18 protein-coding genes are annotated in these 21,643 nt (G+C 34.1%); 2 read left to right on the top strand and 16 right to left on the bottom strand.

The genetic code is table 11. The features are described from left to right. Positions 1-9: 9 nt before the first annotated feature. Positions 10-1,365, bottom strand: a complete 1,356-nt coding sequence (locus M1D73_RS11170) for a hemolysin family protein (protein WP_000356254.1) — start codon at positions 1,363-1,365, stop codon at positions 10-12. 354 nt (positions 1,366-1,719) lie between these two features. Between M1D73_RS11170 and racA the strand changes: the two genes are divergently transcribed. Continuing rightward, entirely contained in the window at positions 1,720-2,262 is a 543-nt protein-coding gene (racA, locus tag M1D73_RS11165; RefSeq protein ID WP_000456023.1) for a chromosome-anchoring protein RacA, read from the top strand. A gap of 96 nt (positions 2,263-2,358) precedes the next feature. On the opposite strand, the gene M1D73_RS11160 is transcribed toward racA, so the two are convergent. From M1D73_RS11160 to M1D73_RS11105, 12 genes are all read right to left on the bottom strand, one after another. Then, positions 2,359-2,955 (bottom strand): hypothetical protein, encoded by a 597-nt coding sequence (locus M1D73_RS11160; RefSeq protein WP_000487796.1) that lies wholly within the window; start codon positions 2,953-2,955, stop codon positions 2,359-2,361. Between the two features lie 277 nt (positions 2,956-3,232). Next, positions 3,233-5,083, bottom strand: coding sequence for a hypothetical protein (locus M1D73_RS11155; protein ID WP_481158020.1), 1,851 nt, complete (start codon positions 5,081-5,083; stop codon positions 3,233-3,235). Beyond that, the gene (locus M1D73_RS11150; protein WP_000766187.1) at positions 5,073-6,890 is read right to left on the bottom strand and encodes an AAA family ATPase; all 1,818 of its coding nucleotides are present in this window, start codon (positions 6,888-6,890) and stop codon (positions 5,073-5,075) included. The genes M1D73_RS11155 and M1D73_RS11150 overlap by 11 nt, the downstream gene beginning before the upstream one ends. A 105-nt stretch (positions 6,891-6,995) precedes the next feature. Further along, the gene (locus tag M1D73_RS11145) at positions 6,996-7,256 is read right to left on the bottom strand and encodes a hypothetical protein (protein WP_000391445.1); all 261 of its coding nucleotides are present in this window, start codon (positions 7,254-7,256) and stop codon (positions 6,996-6,998) included. Between the two features lie 77 nt (positions 7,257-7,333). Beyond that, positions 7,334-8,761: a basic amino acid/polyamine antiporter gene (locus M1D73_RS11140; protein WP_000129444.1), complete on the bottom strand. Its 1,428-nt coding sequence runs from the start codon at positions 8,759-8,761 to the stop codon at positions 7,334-7,336. Positions 8,762-8,974: 213 nt separating this feature from the next. Further along, positions 8,975-10,486 (bottom strand): ABC transporter permease/substrate-binding protein, encoded by a 1,512-nt coding sequence (locus M1D73_RS11135; RefSeq protein ID WP_000181014.1) that lies wholly within the window; start codon positions 10,484-10,486, stop codon positions 8,975-8,977. 3 nt (positions 10,487-10,489) lie between these two features. Continuing rightward, positions 10,490-11,437, bottom strand: a complete 948-nt coding sequence (locus M1D73_RS11130) for an ABC transporter ATP-binding protein (RefSeq protein WP_000614069.1) — start codon at positions 11,435-11,437, stop codon at positions 10,490-10,492. A gap of 100 nt (positions 11,438-11,537) precedes the next feature. Continuing rightward, positions 11,538-12,095, bottom strand: a complete 558-nt coding sequence (locus M1D73_RS11125) for a YdcF family protein (protein ID WP_001045715.1) — start codon at positions 12,093-12,095, stop codon at positions 11,538-11,540. 63 nt (positions 12,096-12,158) lie between these two features. Next, positions 12,159-13,388 carry an MFS transporter gene (locus tag M1D73_RS11120; RefSeq protein ID WP_183128501.1) on the bottom strand — a complete coding sequence of 410 codons (1,230 nt, stop codon included), beginning with the start codon at positions 13,386-13,388 and terminating at the stop codon, positions 12,159-12,161. Between the two features lies 1 nt (position 13,389). Continuing rightward, complete coding sequence (locus M1D73_RS11115) at positions 13,390-13,926, bottom strand: NADPH-dependent FMN reductase (RefSeq protein ID WP_000780355.1); 537 nt, start codon at positions 13,924-13,926, stop codon at positions 13,390-13,392. A 144-nt stretch (positions 13,927-14,070) separates the two neighbouring features. Continuing rightward, a complete protein-coding gene (locus tag M1D73_RS11110) occupies positions 14,071-15,225 on the bottom strand; it encodes a CgeB family protein (protein WP_000420431.1) in 1,155 nt (384 codons plus the stop codon). 34 nt (positions 15,226-15,259) lie between these two features. Continuing rightward, positions 15,260-16,480: a glycosyltransferase gene (locus M1D73_RS11105; protein ID WP_000526219.1), complete on the bottom strand. Its 1,221-nt coding sequence runs from the start codon at positions 16,478-16,480 to the stop codon at positions 15,260-15,262. Between the two features lie 225 nt (positions 16,481-16,705). On the opposite strand from M1D73_RS11105, the gene M1D73_RS11100 reads away from it, so the two are divergent. After that, entirely contained in the window at positions 16,706-17,383 is a 678-nt protein-coding gene (locus M1D73_RS11100; protein WP_000888154.1) for a DUF2711 domain-containing protein, read from the top strand. A gap of 68 nt (positions 17,384-17,451) precedes the next feature. Here the strand turns inward: M1D73_RS11100 and gnd are convergent, their stop codons facing one another. From gnd to gntK, 3 genes are read right to left on the bottom strand one after another with little or no spacing between them, the layout of a single operon-like run. Beyond that, entirely contained in the window at positions 17,452-18,348 is an 897-nt protein-coding gene (gene gnd, locus M1D73_RS11095) for a phosphogluconate dehydrogenase (NAD(+)-dependent, decarboxylating) (protein WP_000765995.1), read from the bottom strand. Between the two features lie 18 nt (positions 18,349-18,366). Then, complete coding sequence (locus M1D73_RS11090) at positions 18,367-19,716, bottom strand: GntP family permease (protein ID WP_000260208.1); 1,350 nt, start codon at positions 19,714-19,716, stop codon at positions 18,367-18,369. Between the two features lie 14 nt (positions 19,717-19,730). Then, positions 19,731-21,269, bottom strand: a complete 1,539-nt coding sequence (gntK, locus tag M1D73_RS11085) for a gluconokinase (protein ID WP_000450008.1) — start codon at positions 21,267-21,269, stop codon at positions 19,731-19,733. Positions 21,270-21,643 lie beyond the last annotated feature (374 nt).

Below are 21,643 nucleotides of genomic sequence, written 5' to 3'. Positions count from 1 at the left end.
TAGCAGAGTTTACGAGCTAATTTGCTCTTGTAACGAAATTTGTTTTTCATCTTCTAAAATAACAATCGATTCTACTATCTTTGTAACTTCTAATCTTTTTATATAATGTCCATCTAATTCTTTCACACAAAACTTATAATTTTCAATTTCAATGGAATCCTCTTCAGCAATCTCTATATTCTTCGTTAAAATCCAACCACCGATTGTATCAACACCATCATCATCAATCCCTAAACCAAATAACGTATTCACTTCACTAACAAGTACTTTTCCCTCTAGTATCGTCTTCGTTTCACTAACCTTTTGAATTTCTGGCTGCTCATCCGTATCAAACTCATCCTGAATATCTCCAACAATTTCTTCCAAAATATCTTCAACAGTAACAAGTCCAGATGTCCCACCATATTCATCTATCAATATAGCAATATGTGTTCTTTCTTTTTGCATTTTTAAAAACAAATCATGAATTGGAATAGAATCGATAACTAAAATAATTGGTCTCACATATTGCTCTACTGTCTTCTTATTAACAGCTTTATGTTGTACAAACTCAGTAAAAATATCTTTAAAATTCACAAAACCTATTACGTGGTCTTTGTCGCCATCAACAACTGGATACCTTGTATATTTTTCGCGAGACATTTTTTGCAAAGCTTCTTCAGCAGGCATTTCTTTACTTATAATATTCATTTCAGTTCGAGGTACCATTATTTCTTTTGCAATCCGATCATCAAATTCAAAAATTTTATTTACATATTTATATTCAGATTGATTAATCTCACCATTTTTATAACTTTCTGAAACTAACAACCGTAATTCTTCTTCTGAATGAACCTCATCATGCCCCTTCGGCGGTTTCAGCCCTAGCAGCTTCGTAATGATTCGAGCTGAACCATTTAATAGCCAAATGAATGGGAATGCAATACGATAAAAGAAAATTAACGGCTTAGAAACAAGCAAACTCACTTGTTCAGATTTTTGAATTGCAAATGTTTTTGGGGCCAATTCCCCTATTACAACATGTAAAAAAGTAATTAACAAAAATACTAAAGTTACAGCAAAAATGTCTGCTAGTTGAGTAGAGATATTCCAATTTGCAAAAAGCGTATCAAACATTTGCTTTAACGCAGGTTTACCAAACCACCCAATTCCTAAAGCTGTAACAGTAATTCCTAACTGACAAGCAGATAAATATTCGTCTAAGTTTGTAATGACTGTTTTGACCGATGTTGCACGATTATTTCCTTCTGCAATTAAATAGTCAATTCGTGAACTTCTCACTTTAACAATTGCAAATTCTGCTGCAACGAAAAATGCCGTTAAGGCAATTAAAACAATCACTATACTTATACTATATATGTCCAAATACTTTTCCTTACTTACTTTGTAAGCAAGGAAGCCACCTCCTACTTAATTTTATTCAAGTGAAGTAAGCATTCTAATAATCTAACAAAATTCTACATTAGCAACCACCTTTTTATATATTATATGCATACATAAAAAAGATATTTATCATTATGATAATCTAATTCATTTACACTCGTCAAATTATTCTAAATGTTACGATAAGACATTTTTATTTAAAAGAACTATTCTCCTCAACTCAATTTCGTGAAAAAACACTTTCTTTGCCGATTCCACACTTCTTTTGTCGCACTAGAAGGGAACTTACTTCATAGCTCGAAATCATTCAACAGGATATATATAGGGGGGATTATTTTGGAATATAAAACACCATTTATCGCAAAGAAATTAGGTGTTAGCCCAAAGGCTGTTGTCCGGATCGCGCAACAATTAAATCTTACGATAGAGAAAAACAAATATGGCCACTTTATTTTCACACAAGAGGATGTCGATCAAATGTTAGAACACCATCGATTTCAAATAGAGCAATCTCAAAATTCTCAATCTACTCAAAAGGCTTCCTCAAATGAAGTTGAGGAATTAAAAACTCAAGTTAATACAATTGTTCAAAACATATCATCGAATGATTTTGAGCAATTAGCTAATCAATTAAACACTATTACGAGAAGACTTGATCGAATGGAAGAACAAATGCAAGATAAGGCAAATGATGTCGTCACGTACCAACTTTTACAACACCGTCGTGAAATGGAGGAAATGTTAGAGCGAATTCAAAAGTTAGAAGCTGCCCTAACGAAAGAAGAACCCATTTATATTACTCCGGATTCAAAACCAACATATGAACGAGAAAAGAAACCGAAGCGCCGCAAAATGATTTTTAGTATATTTGGATTATAATTTTTAGACCCTTATTAAAATAATAAGGGTCTTTTTTAATGAAGAGTTATATCCTATACAAATATTATTCTCTTTATTATACATATTCACTTCGCTTTATTTCGTTAACATAATATTTTTACTGTATTCTGTAATTAATGCCTGTGCATGAGCATTCCCTTGAATCACATCACGAAATTCTTTTAAAGAATACAAATGCGTAACCCCTTTTCGAGCATGAATTCTTACTGGTACACCTTGTAAAGTATCATGAAACTGAAAAGGATTATCTATTGGTTCAATTGGAAAACCAAGTGTAAGTAAATACATATACATTCTTTTTGTTACTGCTGCAATGTACCATTCAGCTTTTGTTTCTAACGCATGTATAAATAAAATAGCTGTTAGCCTTTTGAAATGTCCTCTTCCACGAGACGTTTTCGAAATACTTAACTTGCCTATTTCATATACATTCTTCAAATCTTTTACTAAATCATTTTTAGAAAATGGATAGAAAAACTCAGAATTCGATTGTTCAGGTACCGTATACTTAATACATTCTACTGTACCAATAGGATGTTCATCTTCTATTAATAAAAATCGTGATGGATTTAAATTACGTTCTACGAACATTAAGTTTCTTTCTTCACAAAAATCTCCCCATAGTTGCTCGAACCCAAAATGTTCTTCCTTTGTTTGAACACGCTGGAACATATTTAACCGCCTTTCCCATCGCCGCTCTGTTTTTTGATAACGCTTTCACTATCTATCATATAAGAACAAATCTTCGTATGCAACTAAAAATATTTATGACTTATTATATTCTGCAAAATGAATTAGATTCCAATTTAATCGACTTTTATCCCGCGCTTACATTCCTTTTAATAACACATTTGTAGCACTTTTCAAATCTAAATTACACTACGTTTCTTTCCATACAGCATATAATTCTTCTTAATCTAAAGAAATCCTTTATGAAAAAGGATTTCTTTTACTTCTTAATGCTTTTTAGCCATTTTTCAAAAATTTGTACCATCCCATGTTTTCCAGCTAATTTCTCTTCCCCTTGTTTCGTCTTATATGGATATAACTGCAAGAAAACACCGCATCCAGACTCAATTTTTTTACTATGCATATGGCTTCCTGGATATACACAAATGACTTCATAAATTGACCTTCGATAATAGACTCGCTTTCCATCCTGTTCTTCTACATACTTTATAGACCAGTACTTATACATTTGCTCAGTTGCTTTCGTATTTCCGACGTGCTGAAAAATATTGTACATTGGACTATACTTCACTTCAATAATAATAGAAGATTTATATACGTATTTCCCATCTTCTTTTACATAACAGTCTAAGCGAATATCTGGCTTCTTCGTATCCTCACCATTGTAAAAATTACTACCTTTACTTAATGCAATAAGAGGATGTGTTTCAATTAAGTCATTAAATGCGACATGCACCTTTATATCATCTCGTTCTAAAACTACTGTCGTTCCATCTTGTAATCCATCTACATAAAAATGTTCTTGTATTTGTTCACGGATGGAGTTTCTAGCCTCAAAACCAATTTGCTCTAAAAGTGAAATAACGATAAAAAAAGCGTAATATTCATACACTAAAAACGTTGGCTTATAAACAAATAATAATGATGGAGATTGATCCGTATATTGCGGGAGTACTTCTAAATGATGTAGTAATTGTTGATATGGTATCGGTAAATCATGTAAGTTCATGTTACTTGTTTCAGTAACTTCCCTCCAAAATGAAGAGTGCATTAACATTTGAAAGTATTGTACATTTTCATGCACAATATGCGCCAATATTTTATATTCTTGTATTTTCATTGAGCTCTTTCGTAAATCGGCTTCTTTTAGTAAATGTATATTTTTATATTTTTGCTTCTCTCTATCGGTTACTGATCCATTACGCTCAATTGTTTGTATAATCGTTTTTACAGCTTGAAACTCTTCTGATTTTTTCTTTTTTTCTCTTTCTAATATTTCAATTGTTTGACGTAAAAAACTTTTAGCTTCAATTAAATAATGATAAAATTGCATCGCTTTATATTTAAGAAATGCATTTTCCTTACTATTTTTTTGTTCCATAAACTTACGATTATAATGTTTGGCATAAGGTTTTCGTTCTGCCACTATAGTTCCTTTTCTTGTTGGCTTTCGCTCTTTTCCTTCCCATTTATATTCATTTATAAATTTTGAGCTTGATTCTATTTTCTTAAAGATTTGCTTTATCATTTTCATTTTTTGCGGTAACTTTCTAAGTAACACTAAATAAGAAGAATCCTCAATATCGCTAAGTGCAGAGAAGGTTTTTTTATAGTAACCTCTATCCAAAATCAACTCATTTAAAATTGACTTCACATAGTCTTGAATCATTTCAAATTGATCATCAAAAAAGTTTTTCGGTACGATTTGAAATGCGCCATAATACGTTGTATCTTCTATACGCACTTCAAAATGGTATAGACCACAGCGCCATGGATAAAAGAATTCTGTTTTCCCGTGTTCATATATTAATACTCTTTGTTTTTTTTCATTTATTTCATATTGAGCCTCTTTTATATTTTTCTGTCCCTCATATACTTTATTCCATATAAAAGTAACATTCATTGGGATTTCATAATTGTACTGCAATCTTATTGGTTTTAATTCTTGTACTTTATAAATACATTGAACTAATGCTGTAGTAGATGTACAAAGACGATTTAATAAAATATAATCTCCTTTCCCCTCATTTCCAATGATTAACTTTAATACAAAAGGGAGCGTTTCATTCGTATCAACGATTTTTGTTTCATAACGCCCTTCATTTTGCATATCCATACAACTCCAGTTCTCTACGTTTTTCTCGTATATATGCTAAAGAGTGTTCAAATGTAGATACTCTGTTTGCAAGTGTAGATTGCAAAAGAGGTACTAAGGTCGCCCCCCTTTTTGCTTCTTCAGAAAGTAAAGGCCCAACCATCATTTCGGTCCCTCTGATTTTCGTCAATACACGCTGCTTTATTTGTAAATCAAACCCCTCTTCTCTACTAATCATATAGGTATGGTTATTTTGAAACGGTATGTTTTGCAAATAAGTCGCAATTGCATTTGCACATCGGAAAGAAATTCCCTTAGACGCGTCATGTGATGACAATACGACATGCAACTTATCTAATAGCTCTAATTCTTCTTCAGAAAACACTTCAATCATCGCTTTATTTCTCATCCAATTTATCCGAAATTCTCCCGCCGTTACTTTCAAAGGTGGATGTAATACGACTTTCCCCTGTTCCATGCCCATCTCACAAAACGGAATTTTCTGTAACGTTATTAGGTTCGTTCGGTCTAATAATCGATCAGAGAGCTCTTTCGTTGTTTCATCAAAATTTACAGTACCTACAAATATAATATTTTCTCCAATTTCAATTGTTGATGGAATTGAATTCTCTATGTCCTGTACACCCTCATACAAGTTTAAAATACGATTTTTTGTTTCAAGTTCAAGAACAGATAGAAACGGAGTAAACCAATGCTCAATATGAGACATGTTCATTTCATCAAAAACGATTATATACAGTTGATTTGGATTTTCTTTCGCCTTCATTAACGTCCTAACTAACTTCGCTTCAGATTCAATAAAAGTACCATTTGGATGAAGGTAACCAAGTAAATCATGTGGTTCTTGATACGATGGCGAAATTGGAATCCAAACCAACTCTTCCCCATACTGTAACCCTAATGCTTCTGCATAAGTTTGCACAAAACGTGATTTCCCAACGCCCGGTATACCACCAAGAATCGTTAACATATTTGTTTTTACACTTATATGGAAATTATAAATATCCGTTTCATCCAAATATAACCCTTTATTATGCACCATACTTTGTACATACTGTAAAAAGGACGATTCACGCTCATCCCATTCCCATTCATCTTTTTGTATTTTTATATCCTCTACTTCAACTAGCTTACCTTCTTCATGCATTCGTTTTTTTAATTGCTCATATACATAATCACTTACAAAATATAATTGATCTTCTACCGCTATTTCTACATACTTCGTCCAGTCACTGCAGTTTATATATTTACATTCACGTTTCTGTTCAAAATAGGCGATTGAGCTAATTGATGACTTTAGGGATATGTTTCCGTACAGTCTTCCATCGTGCCACAATAATTCGGGAGGCTCAAAGTCTTTCGGAAATTTTGGCATAAGAAATGATAAATAACCGTTGCTAAGTTTTCGCTCTAAAGATTCTCTTTTTTTATGATTTGTAACTTTAGGTGCCGGAATCATTTTATAGCTGCTTGCTATTTCTTTCGGTTCTTCTGTACATATTAACTCCACGTATACATTTCCTCTTTCATAATAAAGACGAAACATTACTAATTGCTTTTCTAATTTCCTCTTCTTTAATTCCGAAAAGATTTTTTCATTCTTTTTATTGCTACATAACCCTTCAAATACATATGGTTCATTTGTAAATTGTTCCTGTAAAGTGAATGGTATTGGCGATAAGCAGTGTACAAAGAAATTCTCTCCACTCTTCTCTTTCTCAGCTTTTGTAAATTTCCCTAAAAATCTCATATAGTACATTCGTTTTATAAAACTTGGCTGAAGAGCTTTATGTAATTTCACCTTAGTCACCTTCTTTTTTCATACTATTCTTAGTGTATGAAAGAAACGAAAAACTAGAAATAAAAAACCTGACGTTATCCGCCAGGTTCAAAATAAAAACTTATATTAATGAGAAGGAAATGCTTTTTTCTCTTGTAAAATTGCATTATGAGCAATTTTCATTTTCGCAAGTACGTAACGTAATCGATCTTCAGCGTTTTCATCTTTACTTATTTGTAATTCCGCCAAATTTTCAACAGAACTTGCTAAATTTTCAATGACTCCTCTTAGTTCAGGATGATGATTAAAAAAAGATTCTTGCACTAATACTTTCCTTAACTCACTAGCTAAATCAATTATTCTAGACAACTGTTCTTTTTCTTCCATTCTCATCCCTCCTGAATATCTTATGTAGTAAATATTCTCTAAACAAAGAAAAAAGCCCTTTAAATGAAAAGGACTTTTTACATTTTTATATTTCCAGTTAATAACATATATATTGATGTGATAGCCGCAACAATAATTGCCCACATCACATACTTCTCTGCACCTACAAAGCAACGGTTCCCTTGTTCTTTTCTTGCAAACGTGTAAACAATAATTCCAATTCCATACACAATTGAAACGAGTAGTAAATTCTTTAAACCAGCTGCATAAAGAAGCCATACAGAGTAAATAGAAGCAATTAAAGCTAACGCTCCGTTTTTTAATTTAGCGTCTTTTAGTTCGTTTGTAATGACTAATTTAAATTGGAATAACGCTGATAATAAATATGGTAATAAAATTGATGTTGATGCAATGAAATACATAATTTGATATGTTGATTCCGAAAACAAAACGATGATAAATATAATTTGGGCAACACCATTTGAAATCCATAATGCCATGTGCGGTGTTTGCTTCTTATTTGTTTTCGTAAAGACTTTCGGAAATACGCCATCTTTTCCTGCTACATGAGAAATTTCAGAAACAAGTAAAAACCAGCCAATTAATGTACCGACAAGTGAAGCAACTAATCCGATGTTAATCGCAACTGCACCCCATGGACCAACAACGTGCTCTAATACATGTCCCATGGACGGAGTTTCTAACACAGAAAGTTCGCCTCTTGTCATAGCTCCCATTGACAGGACAGAAATTAAAATATAAATGGACATTACTAAAATAAGTCCCAATACTGTTGCCTTACCAACATCTCGACTATTCTTCGCTCTTCCAGATAATACAACCGCTCCTTCAACTCCAATGAAAACCCAAAGTGTTACAAGCATTGTATTTTTCACTTGACCAAGTATAGCGGAAAGTGAGATCGTTCCTTCTCCCCAAAAATCATGTGTAAATGTGTCCCAGCGAAAGGCTGTTACCATTACAACAATAAATAAAACGATTGGAACTAACTTCCCTATTGTTGCGATCACATTCATAATAGAAGCTTCACGGATTCCAAATAAAATTAAAAAATGAAGTGTCCATAATAAAAGTGATGCCCCAACGATAGACGCAACATTATTTCCTCCTTTGAAAATTGGAAAGAAATAACCTAATGTACTAAACAGTAACATAATTGTTGCGACATTACCTAAGATTCCTGCTAGCCAATATCCCCAAGCACTATTAAATCCAATATATTCACCGAAACCAGCACGTGCATAACTATAAATTCCACCTTCAAGTTCCGGTTTTTGTCTTGCTAACGTTTGATATACGAGCGCAAGTGGAATCATTCCCATCGCTGTAATACACCAGCCAATTATTATTGCACCACTGTTTGCTCCTACTGCTAAATCATGCGGTAAACTAAAAACACCGCCACCAACCATTGTTCCAACTACTAATGCGATTAATGGAAAAAATCCTAACTTCTTTTCTATTTGTACCACCCCATCTGTCATTCTAGGTGTTATGTTCGTTCAACTATTAAAGTCACCTTTTTCTCTAATAGACGTTTCTCTTATATTTTTTCAGGAAAACATTACTTATTCTAAAAGAAAATAAGCAAAAATGGAATACTTTTTTGAAAAAATGTATAAGTATGCACAAAAAAACCGCTCATTTTGTAATGAACGGTCATTTCAAACATATAAATTTGTATATTTCTTGTAAATTTAACGAAGTAACTTCTCTTTTTGTAAAAATTGTTTTGCGACTTCTTCACTACTTTTACCATTTACGTTAACTTCATAATTCATTTTTCGCATTTCTTCATCTGTAATCTTTCCAGATAATTTATTTAATACCTTTTCAAGTTCAGGATATTTCTGTAACGTTTCTTTTCTTAATAATGGTGCTCCTTGATAAGGTGGGAATAACCCTTTATCATCTTTCAGCACTTTCAGTCCGTATTGCTCCAATTCACTATCTGTTGAATATGCATCAATTACGTTAACATCTCCAGATTCAATTGCGCTATAACGCAGCTTCGGCTCCATCGTTTTAACATTCGAGAACTTATAGTTATATAATTTTTGCATTCCTTTATAACCATCTTCACGATCAGCAAATTCCAATGTAAATCCTACTTTGGCTTCCTGTGCAACATTCCCTAAATCAGAAATTGTATTTATATTCTTTTGATCTGCTATTTTTTTCGGCATAGCTAGTGCATATGTATTGTTATACTCCATTGGCTTCAACATAATCATATTATATTTCTTTTCCATTCCAATGCGAGCCTGCTCATATACTTCATCACGATTTGTACTCTTTGGTTCTTCTTTCACGAAAGTAGATAAAGCTGTTCCTGAAAATTCTGGATATATATCTACTTCCCCTGATTTCAACGCTTCAAATACAAATGCTGTTTTTCCAAGACCTGGTTTTAATTGTACGTGTAAATCTGTATCTTGTTCAATAAGCTGCTTATACATTTGAATTAAAATTTCAGGTTCTGATCCAAGTTTGCCCGCAATAACAATATCTTTCTTTTCTGTACTCCAAAGAAATGGAGAAGCAATCATTATACAAACAATACATATCGTCAATATAACACGCTTAGAAGAGCGTTTCGGTCGTTCAAGTATGCGAAGTACTATATCAAAGAATAAAGCGAGTAACGCGGCTGGTACGGCCCCTAAAATGATAAGTGCATGATCATTTCGATCTATACCTAATAGTATAAGCTTACCGAGCCCACCAGCACCAATGAGAGCTGCTAATGTAGCCGTTCCAACAATTAATACCATCGCTGTACGAATACCGGCCATAATGATAGGCAATGCAAGAGGAAGTTCTACCTTCCACAATCTTCTCCAACTATTCATCCCCATAGCTTTCGCGGCTTCTATTAGAGATTCATCTAATTCCCTTATTCCTGTATATGTATTTCGTAAAATAGGTAATAGTGCATACACAACTAATGCGATAATCGCTGGAAGTTTTCCGATTCCTACTAATGGAATTAATAGTCCGAGTAATGCAAGTGATGGCACTGTCTGCATTACTGCAGAAGTTCCTATTATAAATTCAGCCATTCGTTCTTTTCTTGTTAATAAGATGCCAAGTGGCACCGCTATAATTACTGCAAAAAATAATGAAATAAGCGATATTTGTAAATGCTCACTTAATGCAGTTAGTAATTCTATTTTTCGTTCTTGGAACGTTTGTATAAAATTAGTCACTGTTTAGCCTCTTTCCTTCATTTGTTCAACAATGTAATTGACAATATGACGACTTGTTAACGCTCCAATATATTGACCGTTTTTTTCAACTGGAACGACCTCCTCATCACGCACACGAACTAACGCTTCTTGTAAAGAAGAATGTAATGATAGCGCCTGCCCTTCTAATTGCACACTTTGATCAAGCGGCAATACATCTGCTATACTTTTCCCCTGATACCAAGTTCGTCCGCGATTTCCAATAAACTCCTCTACAAATTCATTTTTCGGATTATGTATAATTCCTTCTGGTGTATCTAGTTGAACAACTTTTCCTTCTTTCATAATACAAATGCGATCTCCAAGTGATAATGCTTCTTGCATATCATGTGTTACAAATACGATTGTTTTTTGAATCTTTTTTTGCAACTGTACAATATCCTTCTGAAGCTGTTCCCTACTTAATGGATCTAACGCACTAAATGGTTCATCCATAAGAACGATTTTCGGGTTTGCAGCTAATGCTCGCACGACACCGACACGTTGTTTTTGTCCTCCTGACAATTCATCAGGCATACGATTTCGATAAATATCCGGATCTAATCCAACCATATGTAACAATTCATCGACGCGTGCTTTAATTTCTTTTTTGCTCCATTGCCTCATTTCAGGAACAATTGCAATATTTTCAGCAATTGTCATATGAGGAAACAAAGCAATCTGTTGCAACACGTATCCTATATCCCAACGTAATTCGTTTATATTATATTGTTGAATATCTTTCCCATCGATTAAAATCGATCCTTCAGTCGTTTCGATTAAACGATTAATCATCTTCATTGTCGTTGTTTTCCCGCATCCACTCGGACCGATGAGAACAAAAAATTCTCCCTTTTTAATTTCTAAATGCAATGAATCCACTGCTTTCGTGCCATCTTCATACGATTTTGACACATGATTAAATTGAATCACAAATACAACTCCTTTAATGTTGTTTCCTTTATTTTGATGGAATATGGCATTCATTTCAAATGATACGCTTTTAAATTAAAAAAGAGCTCACATTTGAGCTCTAACGGTCGAACAATATTGTTTTCATAATAGCAGCATATTCGCGAACATACATTTTTCTCTTAGAACGAATTGGTGTTTCAGCAGCTAGTGCCTCCATCTTCATGCCTAAACGCTTTGCAATTATTTTCGTTCGATATAAATGATACGTATTACTTACAACTACTGCATGTTTCACATTATATAAATCCATACTAAACTTTAAGTTTTCATACGTATTTGTAGATTGATCTTCTATTAAAATACGACTCTCATCTATACCGTGTACCATTAAATAGTTTCTCATGCTGTGAGCTTCCGGTATATCTTCATCTTCTCCTTGACCACCTGAAACAATTACTTTCGCTTCAGGATGGGAAAATAAATACTCCACCGCTACATCCAAACGATTTTGAAGAGATAAAGACGGTCTATCTCCAAATAACTTTGCACCCAGTATAAGAACGTACGGAGAGTGATAGCTCAACTTTTCACGAGCAACTTTGTTCATTCTAAACGTCATATAAATGATGTATAGTGGCGGTAATAATAAAATGATAAGAAAGATCCATTTGTTCATAAATAAGTTTGCACTCCCTTTCTTTTTATTATACAGAAAAAGAAAGGGCGGCAGAAGTGTTTTTTAAACGAGTGATTTATTAGAAACATTCGCCGCTACTTTACGTTGTGATAGTACATAATAAATAGCGATTCCTAATGAGAAGATCAATATGCAGCTTAATACGTAAAACGGAAGCATTACTCCGGCTTTAGATACACCCGCTGTAAACAGCATTAATAATACAATTCGTATTCCAGTACCAATTAGGCGAAATAAGCTGTCTACACGTCCCATTACTTCGTTTGGAATTTCCTCCATCATCAATACATTTCTCGCCACTCTTGTACCCGCATTTCCAACTGCATGAAAAATTGCAAGTCCATATAAGAAAATTACGGAAGGTTCAATAATCATTACGGTAATTGAAATTACATAAATGAACATCGTCATAACGATTGAAACTTCTGTTTTTACATATTTCATTATGAGTGGAATACAGATTCCTGCAACAACCGCTCCGACACCGTACATCGTGCCCTCTATTGCGTATACAGAGGCATTGGCTTTAAGTATATCCGAAATATAAACTGGTATTAAATAATTTGCCATCATAACACCTATAAACGGCATATAAGTGGCCAGTAAGAACCAAAAGAGCTTAGGACGTTTTTTCATAAAGTGAATTCCTTCAAACAATTGCTTCTTAAATGTTATTTTTCTTTTCACTTCTTTTTTCTTTACGTACGGTATACATAAGAAAAGAAAAAATGCTCCAGCAAAAGTTAACATGTCTACTAACAAAATCCACTTCAAAGATACAATTTCAATTAAGAAGCTCGCAGCCGCTCCAGAAATAACTTGTGTTAACTGTCCTTGTATTTCCATCGTTCCACTTAAACTTTTATAATGTTCTGCTTGAAATATCTCTTGGTTGAACGCAAATATTGTAGGATAAAACAATAAATAGTAGAATGATCCGGCTATATAAATAAGAATATAGTGAATAGAATGATAAGGTTGCCCAGCAAATCCCCATATAACCATTATTCCGATTACGGCTATTCCGATTCCTTCGTTACATAGCAATAAAGATTTTCTTGAAAAACGATCAATACTTTGCCCAATGAATGGTGTTAATAAAAACATAATGAGGGTTGCAATGATAGAAACATAACCAAATGTTGTCTCTCCTCCACTCTCTTTAATTAACAGCCAAGGAATCGTTATCATAACAATTCCGGAACCAATAGCAGATAGACTATTGGCTCCTAGAATGTAATACAAGCGAGAATCATGATAAAGTGAGGACATATCATTCCACTCCTAGTTGTTTTTTCACCTCTTTATATACGCTCATATATGCTTTTAATTCTTTAACTACATCATGAATTAATGGTTTTGCATCTTCTCCAAGTTCACCATCTTGCACATGTAATCCATCAAGCACAACTTGTTTTGGAATTGCATTTGCATAAACACCTCTAGCGACCGTTCGCATGCTGTTTAATGCATTTATTCCACCTTTACCGCCACCAGCAACCGCTAACAATGCAACTGGTTTATGAATAAATTCACTACTACTTAAGTAATCTAAAGAGTTTTTCAGCGCACCGCTCATCGCATTATGATATTCTGGTGTACATAATACAACCCCATCCGCAGCTTTCACTAACGTTTTTAATTTTTTTACTGCCTCTAAATCACGTTGTGACTCTTCTCCATTGTATAAAGGTAACTCCTCAATTGCTAAATCATATAATTCCCCTTCAAATTGATCCGCAATATATTTTGCCACCACACGAGTTCGACCAAATTTTCTTGGTGTACCGTTAATAACGACTAGTTTCATGATTATTTCTCCCCTTTGTTTTCAAGTTCTACTTATATATTATCAGAAATTTCTATACAAAACACAATATAAAGAGTTAACTTGTTTCATAAAATAGTATGATAAACAAAAAAGAACTCATACTTTCGTATGAGTTTTGTACAATTACTTTGTTTCATCTCTCATGCTCAATGTACCTAAACTTTCATTTGCTTCAAAATGATTATATGCTTTTTCCGCTAATCTTTTCCGTTCTTCTGGTAATTCTATATATTTCATTACGTTTTCAATTATTTTTTCGTACGGAGTAAACACAATTCCTGGCCACTCTACCTCATCTTCTGGATTACTATTTTCGGAAATAATAAATTTTTTATTTGCGACTGCATAAGACACGCGAGGTGTTTCAAGAATTCCTGATAAATAAAAATGAATATTTAATATAATTTTAGCTCTAGCAATCAATTCATTTCTAACAATTCCCCACGCATTATTTTTAAAAACTATATTTAAATTCGGGGCAATCGCTTTTAGATGATCAAAAATAGCTTGTCGCCTCGGATTAAGAGCACCTATAAACAGAATATCAATATCTTCAATAATTTCATCTTCAAACGCATCTTTTTTTATTTCCAAAGTTGGAGCATAGTTCATTTCTACATGTTTTATTTCTTTTCCTACCCCTTTTTGTTTAAGCCATTCTATATTTTGTTTACTATAATCCCAAATCACTCTATCTTTTAATAATATTAAATAAAGGGGGTGCGCATATGGACTTCCTTCGTATAGCTGTTCTAAATTATAAACAATTGCATCTTTCGGAAGAAGGTTCGGGTTATATGCATATGTATGTGCTCCAAAAACAACTGTATTCTTTACATTTTCCAGTATTGTTTCTGATATAATTACTGTATTTCCCTCCTGCTCCAACCTCCACTTTAAAGCTCGCGCAACATCTATGAAACTACCGTATGTCTTTGGGCATATAAAAAGACAATAATCATATTCTTTATTCAAATAAACTTCCATTAATCTTAAATTATTTTTATATAGATCTACATCCGGATGTTTAAGTACCAACTCATTTGCATGTTTTCTTGCTACTTTATATAATCCAGCATAATAAGCAGCGATGCATCTTCTTAATTCGATTCTTTCCCGGTCCTCATCTAATACATCCATGTTTAAAAGAAGATTTGCGATACAATACGCTTTTAAATGATCACGATCATAATAATAGTCTAGTAGTGGCATCAATTCTTCATACGTATTTCCATGCACCGATTCTCCTAGTTCAATCGCCCATCGTATTAATTCCATGATTACTCCACTACTCCTTTAATCGAAAATGTATTTAATAAAATTTCGCATTATTCTCTACTATATTTGCTATATGAAATGGAATCTTTTCTTTTATCGATTCCAAATACTTTTGCGACACCGCCCCTAAATGCTTTTTATGAGGTATATAGAAAGCACTAATAGAAATTTCATAGTCAAATAAGTAATCATACACATGATAATCTACAAATAGTAGATCATCCTTTGGAAAAGGAATTTCCTTCCCTTGCAGAGCATACATCAAAGCAATATTGTTTTGAGATCGTAATCGATACAACCTTGCAAGTTGGTATAATGGTTCAGCCCGGGTTGGTCTATATTCCCAAGCTTTTTGAAAATAAAAAACAGCTAACGCTAAATATTGCTCTTCTTGCCCTTTAACAGTTTCTTTTTCATCAGCATCTGTCACTTCATTTTGTTTATTTGCTGAACGATTTGCTAACTGCTCATAACAAAATCCTATTCGCAATAACGAATAGAATACCTCTTCAACCCATCCTCCTGCTTCCACACGTTTTTTATACCATTTAATTGAATTCTCAAATTGACTTAAATGAAAATAAGTCTGAGCTAAATAAAATAAATATCTTATATGCAAATCTGGCGTTGTTTCTGGGTCGTTTATTCCCTGTAACAACAACCTCTCATCTCTTTCAAATTTATCAGCTTTGCTCCCGCCATCTCCGGGATCATTCACGACAAGAGTCTCTAACCGAGCTACCCTCGTATTGTAATTCGCTCCAACTTTTGAACGATCTATATCCCAATACTCATGAGTAACACCGACAGATTTCCATGGTAAAGAAGCTTTTAAAAGACGTGTAAGCCAATATTTAATATGAACATCATATTGTAATGTAAGATAATGATCTTCCGTTAAGCTCGTTTTATCGAAATTCGGATCAACCTCTAAAATCATATCCGCATCTAATATTAATAAATAATCTGCTTCTGGGTATGTTTTTTGCGCTAACGAAACAGCTAAGCTCCTGTTATAACCAAAGTTTTTAAACGGCTCATGATGAACCGTCCCAGGTATCTCATTTTCCTTACACCAATTTTCAATAATTTCAGGCGTATTATCCGTCGATCCAGTATCACAAATAGAAACAAAGTCTACAATTGATTTTGTTGCATTTAAACATCTTTCCATAATTCTAGACTCATTTTTAACGATCATACAAAGACATAACTTTTTTTCTTCCTTTACAGACTTCACTTGCTCATTTCCCATTTAACCACCTCATATTTTATTAACACGCTCTTCTCATATGTAACAACATTTCTTAGCTATACTGATGACATAAGCACCCTTTTACTATTTATGAAAACTTCATTTTATTTATTCTTACTTTTATGTTGGGACATATTTCATGCTTCGCTTTATATTTGATACAATCAATACAAAAAACATAATACGGGAATCCGTACATTTCAAAGTCTAAGAGGAGGTTATATTTTGTTGGATTACATTTGGCTAGATGACAAATCACCAATTTTAGAACAACTACCAAGAAACTTTAAATCTGCAGCTATATTGCTACATCCTTTTATCCAAATGCCTTTAGGATGGGAAAAGTCTGTGAGAAAAAGACCATATGAGCACATCTATCCTAGCGCTGAAGAAATCATTTATAATGGGAAATCCGTTTCTTGGAAGGAAATGATGTCTTGTAGTGGATTACATTCATACGCAGACCTAGCAATGGCCATGTTGACTTCCATTAGTGCCCTTTCAGAAGAATATAAAAGAGAGGATTTAGCTGAAAAGCTACATTCAAACTTAAAAAAAGATCTTTATTATCCAACAGAAGATTATACGTCTATATTTTTATTACACAAATTACTTAAACTCCTCGGTTCTAAAGGTGCAAAAAATCTATATTTCTCTGAACCAATTCTTGATACAAACGGATTATTACAGGTAAATAATACTACTCCATTAGATATTTGGGACATTAGCAATAATGAGTTAATTATTACTGGCGAAGATAATGAGTATGCGTTTATGAGTATATACGATTCCTTTACAACCTTATTATTAGCTAAAGAAGAAAATATAGAATATATTGTTCATTCAATGAACGTTGAAGCTATCATTTGTGACAAAAAAACGATGATTGATTGGTATTTTTAAATTAGTAATTTCTTAAACTATAAAAAAGAAACTTGCGCTTATACACAAGTTTCTTTTTAAAAACATCCTTATTTTTTCACAACTTCATGTCCACCGAACTGATTACGTAATGCTGAAACTACTTTTCCATGGAATGTATCATCTTCCTGAGAACGATAGCGCATAAATAATGACATAGCGATAACTGGTGCTGCAGCTTGAAGTTCAAGTGCAGTTTCAACAGTCCATTTTCCTTCTCCTGAAGAGTTCATTACACCTTTAATGCCATCTAGTTTCGGATCTTCTGCAAATGCTTTTTCAGTTAAGTCCATTAACCAACCACGGATAACTGATCCGTTAGCCCATACTTTTGCAACATCTTCATAATTGAAATCAAAGTCACTCTTATCTAGTACTTCAAATCCTTCAGCGATTGCTTGCATCATGCCGTACTCAATACCGTTATGAACCATTTTCAAGAAATGACCACTACCAACACGGCCAGCATAAGAATAGCCATTTTCTACTGCTAAATCTTTAAATAAAGGTTCTAATTGGTCGTAAATTTCTTTTTCTCCACCAACCATTAAGCAAGCACCGTATCTAGCTCCTTCTACACCGCCTGATGTACCGATATCTACATAATGTAATCCGAAGCTTTTTGCTTCTTCAGCACGGCGTAACGTATCTTTATAGAATGAATTTCCGCCTTCAATAACGATATCACCTTCATCTAATAATGGATATACATCTTTTAGTACTGACTCTACAACTTCTCCTGCAGGCACCATTACCCAAATTGTACGAGGAGCTTCTAGTTCAGCAATCATTTCTTTTAATGTATGACGTGCAGTAATTCCTAGTTTTCCTGCCTTTTCAACAAGCTCTTTATTTACATCGTATACAACTACTTCATGCTTGTCTTCATATAAGTGTTCAGCTAATGGAAATCCCATTTTTCCTAATCCAATTAAACCTAGTTTCATATTAATCAATCTCCTATTCTATACAAATATATTTAATATCGAAATTAGCCCAAGTGCTACTACAGATAATATAGTCTCCATTGCAGTCCATGTTAATAATGTTTCTTTCACAGTCATTCCGAAATACTCTTTAATCATCCAAAATCCTGAATCATTCACGTGTGATAAAATTAATGACCCTGCACCAGTTGCAAGTGCTAATAATTCAACATTTACACCTGGTGTGCTTGCTGCAATCGGCGCAACAATACCAGCTGCTGTCATCATAGAAACAGTTGCCGATCCAGTTGCAATTCGGATTAGTGCCGCAATTCCCCACCCTAATAATATCGGTGAAATATGTGATTCTTTCGCCATATCTGCAATTGTCGTTCCAATTCCAGAATCTAATAATACTTTATTAAATGCGCCGCCTGCACCAATCACTAACAATATGTTTGCAATAGGTCCAAGGCAATCATTTGTAAATTGTAACACTTTATCTTTTGAGAAACCTTTTGCATATCCAAGACTAAAGAAAGAGTAAATGGTTGCAATTAATAAAGCCACAATCGGATCTCCAATAAAGTGTAATACTTGTGCTAGTTGACTCGTTTTATTTAATGCAACTTCTGCTATTGATGCACCAAGCATAAGAAATACTGGAAGTAAAATTGTAAACAATGTATTCCAAAAGCTAGGAAGCTCTTTTTTATTATCTTTTTCAACAAATTGCTCCGCTATATCTAATGGTACTTCCTTATGTATACGAGCACCAATCCATTTCCCGTAAAGTGGACCTGAAATAATTGCAGTTGGAAGTCCGACAATTAACGCATATAAAATTGTCTTCCCTACATCTGCTTTAAAAATACCAACTGCCGCCATTGCCGCTGGATGCGGTGGAACAAGTCCGTGTACGACTGATAGTCCTGCTACTAGCGGAATACCAATTGTAATAAGTGATACCCCAGTTTCTAACGCAATTGTAAATACTAACGGAATTAATAGTACAAATCCAACTTGGAAAAATACCGGAATCCCTACTAAAAATGCAACGAACATCATCGCCCAGTGAACTCGTTTCTTCCCAAAACGATTAATTAATGTGTTAGCGATACGTTCAGCACCACCAGATTCGGCCATCATTTTTCCAAGCATCGTTCCTAGTGCTAAAACTATTGCTAAAAACCCTAATGTATTACCAAGCCCTAGTTTAATAGAATCAATAATCCCTGGATCTTTTGGTGAAGTTCCAATTAAAGGCATTCCCATTGCTAATCCTACACCAATTGCTGTTAAAATTAATGCGACAAATGGATGCCATTTTACTACCGTAATAAGTAAAAGTAGTATGACAACTGCCGCTAGTACGATCCCAACTACCATTTCTCCCAATCCCCCTATTGTTTACGTTGGAAAGCAGCTATACAATCAAATTCTTCTTTCAAGCGATTGTAAAGTCGTTCATACATATAAAACATTTCTAAATATATAGCCGTATTTTCTTTATTCGGTACATGGTGATGGACAATATCAATCCAATCCTTTACCTCTTCAAGAGAATCAATTTTTCCTACAGCATATAAAGCAACTGCCGCTGCCCCAAGCGCAGATGCTTCATGACTTTCAGGTACAAGCAATTCTTTTCCCATCATATCGGACAACATTTGTCTCCAAAATGCAGATTTTGCAAACCCTCCTGAAACTCGTATTTCAGTAAGTGGCCCTGTACAATCCCTGATTGCGAGTGCTACTGAATATACACTCATACAAACACCTTCCATCACTGCACGTATAAAATGTTCTCGCTTATGTTGAAGATTGATTCCAAAGAATGTACCACGAGCATTTGCATTCCAGTAAGGTGCGCGTTCTCCAGATAAGAAAGGTAAGAACAATAGCCCATCCGCTCCAGCTGGTACGCTTTCTGCATATTTAATTAATAAATCATAAGGATCAATGCCGAGCTTTCTTGCTACTTCTTGCTCTGGACTACCAAATTCATCACGTAACCATCTCAGTAATATTCCGCCGTTATTCGTTGGACCACCGATTACCCAGTGCTCATCTGTTAATGCGTAACAAAACGTTCTCCCTTTCTCATCTGTATTTATATTTGATGAGATTGTTCGAACCGCACCACTCGTTCCAATCGTAATTGCAGCCGCACCCGGTGATATCGCACCAACTCCTACATTTGCAAGAACCCCATCACTTGCTCCGATGACAATTGGTGTTTCTGCACTTATCCCCATCTTCTGTGCTAACTCTGGCTTCATACCTGATAAAATATATGTAGTTGGTACAGGGGTTGATAATTTTTCTGATGACACATGTAACATAGTTAAAACATCTTCATCCCAGTTTAATGTTTCTAAATTAAATAACCCTGTAGCAGAAGCAATCGAATAATCAACTACGTAGCGTGAAAATAATTGGTAAATCACATACTCTTTAATGGAAATGAATTTATAGGCACTTGTATATAACTCTGGTTCCTCTTCTTTCATCCATAACAATTTAGAAAGTGGTGACATCGGATGAATCGGTGTACCTGTACGTCTATAAATTTCATGCCCATTCATTTGTTGTAATAATTTTTCTGATTGCTTCGTACTTCGATTATCTGCCCAAATGATAGAACGCGTTAATGGCGTACCATTTTCATCTACTGCAATTAATGCGTGCATAGCTGTACTAATACCGATTGAAGAAATATCTTCTGGTAATACATTACCTTTTTCGATGGCAACGCTTACACTTTTGTATACAGCGGCACATATTACATCAGGATCTTGCTCAGCCCATCCTACATTCGGTTGAATAATTGGGTAATCGATTGCATGTGATGCAATGACTTTTCCTTTTTCTGTGAACACAACCGTTTTTGTACTTGTGGTACCGATATCAATCCCGATTACTCTCCCCCTTGTTTCCATGCGAATCTTCCCTTCATTACTAGCAAAATACGATTTAGTAAACCGTTTACATGAATTAGTATATAAAATATTTTTTCATTTATCAAGTTATAAAAAGAAAATTTTTTTCATACCAAAAATAAATCCCCTCATTCCATTTCACTTATATACTAAATTTAGCTTTTCCATGCGGTAAAATTACGTTATATTCGTTACGCAATACACTCTTTCCTCTCATTAACAACACATACATAATCCTCCATACGTTCTACTTATTTGCTTGAAGAAAAAGTTGAAAAGCAATATTCATTTTTAGCGGTCACGTAACATCACCATCAAGCCAAGAAAAGTAACTAACCGCAGAATGAGAATTCTGTGCATTCTACTCATATTTA

Source organism: Bacillus sp. PK3-067 (assembly GCF_056738645.1).
Note: the sequence above shows the minus strand (reverse complement) of the source record. Positions and strands in the feature narration are given on the sequence as shown.

What these genes read in the sequence shown, in the direction of transcription:
- gnd (WP_000765995.1), bottom strand. Translation starts at nt 18,348, where the DNA reads ATGAAACTAGGTTTAATTGGATTAGGAAAAATGGGATTTCCATTAGCT.
- M1D73_RS11120 (WP_183128501.1), bottom strand. Translation starts at nt 13,388, where the DNA reads ATGTCCTCACTTTATCATGATTCTCGCTTGTATTACATTCTAGGAGCC.
- M1D73_RS11105 (WP_000526219.1), bottom strand. Translation starts at nt 16,480, where the DNA reads ATGGGAAATGAGCAAGTGAAGTCTGTAAAGGAAGAAAAAAAGTTATGT.
- M1D73_RS11125 (WP_001045715.1), bottom strand. Translation starts at nt 12,095, where the DNA reads ATGAACAAATGGATCTTTCTTATCATTTTATTATTACCGCCACTATAC.
- M1D73_RS11160 (WP_000487796.1), bottom strand. Translation starts at nt 2,955, where the DNA reads ATGTTCCAGCGTGTTCAAACAAAGGAAGAACATTTTGGGTTCGAGCAA.
- gntK (WP_000450008.1), bottom strand. Translation starts at nt 21,269, where the DNA reads ATGGAAACAAGGGGGAGAGTAATCGGGATTGATATCGGTACCACAAGT.
- M1D73_RS11090 (WP_000260208.1), bottom strand. Translation starts at nt 19,716, where the DNA reads ATGGTAGTTGGGATCGTACTAGCGGCAGTTGTCATACTACTTTTACTT.
- M1D73_RS11155 (WP_481158020.1), bottom strand. Translation starts at nt 5,083, where the DNA reads ATGCAAAATGAAGGGCGTTATGAAACAAAAATCGTTGATACGAATGAA.
- M1D73_RS11110 (WP_000420431.1), bottom strand. Translation starts at nt 15,225, where the DNA reads ATGGAATTAATACGATGGGCGATTGAACTAGGAGAATCGGTGCATGGA.
- M1D73_RS11115 (WP_000780355.1), bottom strand. Translation starts at nt 13,926, where the DNA reads ATGAAACTAGTCGTTATTAACGGTACACCAAGAAAATTTGGTCGAACT.
- M1D73_RS11140 (WP_000129444.1), bottom strand. Translation starts at nt 8,761, where the DNA reads ATGACAGATGGGGTGGTACAAATAGAAAAGAAGTTAGGATTTTTTCCA.
- M1D73_RS11145 (WP_000391445.1), bottom strand. Translation starts at nt 7,256, where the DNA reads ATGGAAGAAAAAGAACAGTTGTCTAGAATAATTGATTTAGCTAGTGAG.